General features: G+C 51.3%; 4 protein-coding genes. All 4 read left to right on the forward strand.

Going from position 1 to position 3,159, the window contains the following annotated elements:
* Positions 1-72 precede the first annotated feature (72 nt).
* The 4 genes from gmd (at position 73) to ACY692_RS14740 (ending at position 2,962) form a co-directional block, all read left to right on the forward strand.
* On the forward strand, positions 73-1,158 hold the full coding sequence (gene gmd / locus ACY692_RS14725; protein WP_462326134.1) for a GDP-mannose 4,6-dehydratase: 1,086 nt from the start codon (positions 73-75) through the stop codon (positions 1,156-1,158).
* Between the two features lie 49 nt (positions 1,159-1,207).
* Complete coding sequence (locus tag ACY692_RS14730; RefSeq protein WP_462326135.1) at positions 1,208-2,137, forward strand: GDP-L-fucose synthase family protein; 930 nt, start codon at positions 1,208-1,210, stop codon at positions 2,135-2,137.
* Between the two features lie 133 nt (positions 2,138-2,270).
* Complete coding sequence (locus ACY692_RS14735) at positions 2,271-2,666, forward strand: HEPN domain-containing protein (RefSeq protein ID WP_462326136.1); 396 nt, start codon at positions 2,271-2,273, stop codon at positions 2,664-2,666.
* Entirely contained in the window at positions 2,642-2,962 is a 321-nt protein-coding gene (locus ACY692_RS14740) for a nucleotidyltransferase domain-containing protein (protein ID WP_455987998.1), read from the forward strand. Before ACY692_RS14735 ends, ACY692_RS14740 begins: the two co-directional genes overlap by 25 nt.
* Positions 2,963-3,159 lie beyond the last annotated feature (197 nt).

Genomic DNA, 3,159 nt, shown 5'->3' on the forward strand with positions numbered 1-3,159 from the left:
ACCCAGGGCCTGTTGGCGGACACAACCACCATCTGAAACAGCAAACTCTTTTTTGCTTTCACGGAACCCCACATGAAAAAAGCACTCATCACCGGCCTGACCGGTCAGGACGGATCATACCTAGCCGAATTTCTTCTTGCAAAAGAGTATGAAGTCCACGGCATCAAGCGCAGGTCCTCCTCGTTCAATACCGCACGGGTGGATCACCTGTACAAAGATCCCCACGAGGAAAACGTCCGGTTTTTCATGCACTACGGCGATCTGACCGATTCCACAAACCTGATCCGGATCATCCAGCAGGTCCGTCCCGACGAGATCTATAATCTCGGCGCCCAGAGCCATGTCCAGGTCTCCTTTGACACCCCCGAATACACGGCCAACTCAGACGCCCTGGGGACCCTGCGCCTTTTAGAAGCCATCCGGGTTCTCGGATTGGAAAAAACCACCCGGTTCTACCAGGCCTCGACCAGCGAGATGTTCGGCAAGGTTTTGGAGACCCCGCAAAAGGAAACGACCCCGTTTTATCCCCGGAGTCCGTATGCCGCGGCCAAGGTCTATGCCTACTGGATAACGGTCAACTACCGCGAGGCCTACGACATGTTCGCCTGCAACGGGATTTTGTTCAATCACGAGTCCCCCCTGCGCGGTGAAACATTCGTCACCCGCAAGATCACCCGGGCAGCGGCCAGGATAAAACTCGGACTGCAGGACTGCCTGTATCTCGGCAATCTCGATGCCAAGAGAGACTGGGGACATGCCCGGGATTACGTCCGCGCCATGTGGCTCATGCTCCAGCAGGAGACGCCCGACGACTTTGTCATTGCCACGGGTGAGACCCACTCGGTCAGGGAATTTGTGGAAAAAAGCTTTGCCGAGCTGGCCATGCCTATTGTCTGGGAAGGCAAGGGGCTCGAGGAAACGGGCAAGGATGAGCGTACCGGAAAGGTCGTGGTACGCATCGATCCAAGGTATTTCAGACCAACGGAAGTGGACTTCCTCCTGGGTGATCCCACCAAGGCCAGAGAACAACTCGGCTGGGAACCGGAATCGGATTTTGACGGCCTCGTGCGGGAGATGATCCAGACCGATCTCAAGGAGGCCGATCGGGACAACCTCTGCCAGAAGGCCGGATTTTCCGTGCCCAACCACAATGAGTAATGGATGACGATCATTATGGCCCACCAAACACCTTTCCAGGAAAATCCACATGAATCCAAATGATTCCATCTACGTTGCCGGCCACCGGGGCCTTGTGGGCTCGGCATTGTGCCGGGAACTCAAACGCAAAGGCTATACCAACATCACCACCCGGACACACAGCGAGCTCGACCTGTGCAACCAGCAGGCGGTCAACGAATTTTTTGCAAGCGACCGTCCTGATCACGTCTTTCTGGCTGCCGCCAAAGTAGGGGGCATCCATGCCAACGCCACCTATCCGGCCCGTTTCATCTTCCAGAATCTGGCCATTGCCACCCATGTCATCGATGCGGCCTACCGCAACGGGGTGAAGAAGCTCCTCTTTCTGGGCTCGTCGTGCATCTATCCCAAACTGGCTCCCCAACCTATCAAGGAAGACGACCTGCTCACCTCCCCCCTCGAACCCACCAACGAGGCCTATGCCATCGCCAAGATCGCCGGACTCAAGATGTGCGAATTCTACAATCAGGAATACGGCACCACCTATTGGTCGGCCATGCCCACCAACCTCTACGGTCCGGGCGACAACTACGATCTAGAGACAAGCCACGTCCTTCCCGCCATGATCCGCAAATTCCACGAGTGCAAACGGGCCGGCAACACACCTGTCACCCTCTGGGGTACGGGAGCACCCAAACGGGAATTCCTCCACGTGGATGATCTGGCCCGTGGCTGCGTCCATCTCATGGAACTGGAAAACACCCAGCCCCAGCTGGTGAACATCGGCTGCGGCCGGGACCAGACCATCAAGGACCTCGCCCTCATGGTTCAAGGATGTGTGGGCCACACCGGCGAGATCATCTGGGACACGGACAAACCCGACGGCACCCCCCAAAAACTTTTGGACATCTCCAGGATCACTGCCCTGGGCTGGCAACCAACCATCAGCCTTCAAGACGGCATCGCCAGGGTCTACGCGGAGTACGCTGCAAAAAAATAACAATTACCAAACGCCCCGCGTTCCCAAAAAATGCCGTTCTCCGCGCCTCTGCGCCTCTGCGCGAGAAAAAAAGAAAAATGCGTTATCGCGCAGAGGCGCCGGGACGCAGAGGAAGAGGTTTTTGTAGAAAACCATGGAACCGAATATTGATAAATTGATACGCTTCTGGATATCCGAAGCAGTCGAAGCTTTAAAGGTTGCCGATCACCTTGTGGAGAAAGGAGATTTCTCCTATGCTTTGTTTTTTGGCCATCTGGCTTTGGAAAAAATGTTAAAAGCATTGTGCGTGAAGGAGCAACGGGGACATGCCCCTCCAATTCACAATCTTATCAGACTTGCTAAAATTGCTGGGATTAAACTTGACAAACAAGCTGAGAATGATTTTGTGACTATAACTGCCTTTAATATTGAATCCAGATATCCTGATTTTAAAAGTTCTTTTCGTAAAAAATGCACACTGCAATTTACCACACATCAGATGGAAACAATAAAAAGGTATTTCAAATGGCTGAAATCCCAACTGAGTTAAAAGAACTTATGCGGAGATATATTGCTCAAGTCAATCAGGTCAAACAGGTTGACAGAGCTTATTTATATGGCTCTTACGCCAAAGGCAGAGCCAATAAATGGAGTGACATCGATATAGCTATTGTCAGTCCTGACTTTTCTCAGGATCTTTTTGAGGAAAGGGTTTTTTTGATGAAGTTGGCTCTAAACTTTGATGATCGGATCGAACCAAGTCCATTCAGGCCTGAAGACTTTAATCTTGACAACCCCCTGGTCAACGAGATTGATGCTTCTGGCATTGAAATCTGCTCTGAATAACACCCGCTACGAGCTGTGAGCTTAACTTTGGCAACAATAAAGTTTTATCGTATTATACTGAACAGTTAGATAAAAAATATACAAATTTAATCAACAAAAATTGGCTATAAGGGATCAAATCGACTGTTTTTAAAAATCAATATAAATACAAACAGGTTGTTGCTTATCTCAGAGACCCGGCCCACAAATACTTCCAG

This window comes from Desulfoplanes sp. (assembly GCF_054921335.1).

Excerpts from the sequence above, each read along its gene's own strand:
- ACY692_RS14740 (WP_455987998.1), top strand. The coding sequence starts at position 2,642 with ATGGCTGAAATCCCAACTGAGTTAAAAGAACTTATGCGGAGATATATT.
- gmd (WP_462326134.1), top strand. The coding sequence starts at position 73 with ATGAAAAAAGCACTCATCACCGGCCTGACCGGTCAGGACGGATCATAC.
- ACY692_RS14735 (WP_462326136.1), top strand. The coding sequence starts at position 2,271 with ATGGAACCGAATATTGATAAATTGATACGCTTCTGGATATCCGAAGCA.
- ACY692_RS14730 (WP_462326135.1), top strand. The coding sequence starts at position 1,208 with ATGAATCCAAATGATTCCATCTACGTTGCCGGCCACCGGGGCCTTGTG.